This is a genomic window from Cellvibrio sp., from assembly GCF_053579595.1.
In genome coordinates, this window is the sequence record NZ_JBRFPI010000047.1 from 1 (window position 1) to 1,399 (window position 1,399).

Sequence of the window (1,399 nt, forward strand, 5' to 3'; positions counted from 1 at the left end):
CTAACGTTTTACCAACGTTAGTATCCGTGCCAGCGATAAAAAATGCTTTTCTAGCCATGATGTTTGTGTGCCGCCTCTTTATGTGCAGTTAAATAAATGACATCGTAAGTTGCAGATAAACCTTGCTCCGTGCGAAATGCTTCATACGCTTTTTTAAACGCAAGCAAACGCAAGCGCCCAGTTAGGCCTTCCGGCTTACCAGAATTAATATTATGCGCACCCAACGATTTTAGTTCGCGGGTCAATTCGCTTAAACGATCGTAATAAAGAATACGATTTTCTTGTTGCGCATCAGCCACTGCCATATGCACCGACTTAACGGCAGAGATAATATTTTTCTGCGATTGAAAGCGATTCACATGCACATAATCATCCACCTGTTCCCATGCAGATTTTAATTCATGCAATGTGTGGGGCCCGAGCGTCGCAATGTGCAGCTGCCCGTCCGATTTAAGCACACGAGCCAGCTCCGCCATTAATTGCGGCAAATTGTTACACCACTGGATCGCGAGGCTGGAAAAAATGAGATCGACACTATTATCAGCTAAAGGCAACAACTCTGCGTCTGAGCACAACCATGCTATTTCTTTTTGCTGCTGCGCTGCGTAATGCAACATACCTTCTGCGATATCCAAACCCACAATCTGAGATTCGGGGTATTTCACCGCTAACTGCCGCGTGAAAAATCCGGTACCTGAGCCCAGATCCAACACTACCGACTGCGCAGCCAATTCACCGGGTAGCTGTGCAAATAATTGCGCGCCTATATCGCGCTGCAATTGCGCAACTGAATCGTAGGTTGCTGCAGCGCGACTAAATGAACGGGCAACCTTTTTTTTATCCAGCGGTGTTTCATTCAAGGAGGTTTCATCCAATTCCGCAACCGACAGAATTTTCTCTTTCGCAAACCGGGCGATAGCGTCAATCACCACTTGCGGTTTACTCCAATGCAAAGCGTGAGCGGTATTTCCCAAAACCTGGATTTCTTGCTGCGGATTGATCTGCGCCATTAATTCTGCAGCAGCCACAGGCACCAGCGCATCTTTTTCAGCCAACAAATGCAAGCCAGGCTGCGTGAGCTGTGCAAAGGTGACGCGATTATCAAGCTCCGTTAATAACTGCAATGCTTGCAACCAGTCATCGGTCACTGCACCTGTGCCATTGCGGCGCAATTGTTTTAACAGGTTGCGCTCCTCTGCATCGCCCTGCGCCAACAAACCGCAAAATAATTTCAGGGTTGCTTGTGGGTCTTGTTCAAAGCTTTGGTTAAATTGGCGATTGATTTCTGGCGGCATAGCGGCGGGATAATCCGAAGCAGCCACAAATTTTAAGTTGGCCGCCAAGGTAATTACCGCTCGGACACGCTCCGGAAAGCGCGCCGCCAATTGCACTGCAAGCA

At 48.2% G+C, this 1,399-nt stretch carries 1 protein-coding gene; it reads right to left on the reverse strand.

The window, feature by feature from the left end:
* Positions 1-50 precede the first annotated feature (50 nt).
* Positions 51-1,399: malonyl-ACP O-methyltransferase BioC (bioC, locus tag ACWA6V_RS04775; protein ID WP_449521412.1), on the reverse strand; the 1,349-nt coding region annotated here is incomplete at its 5' end.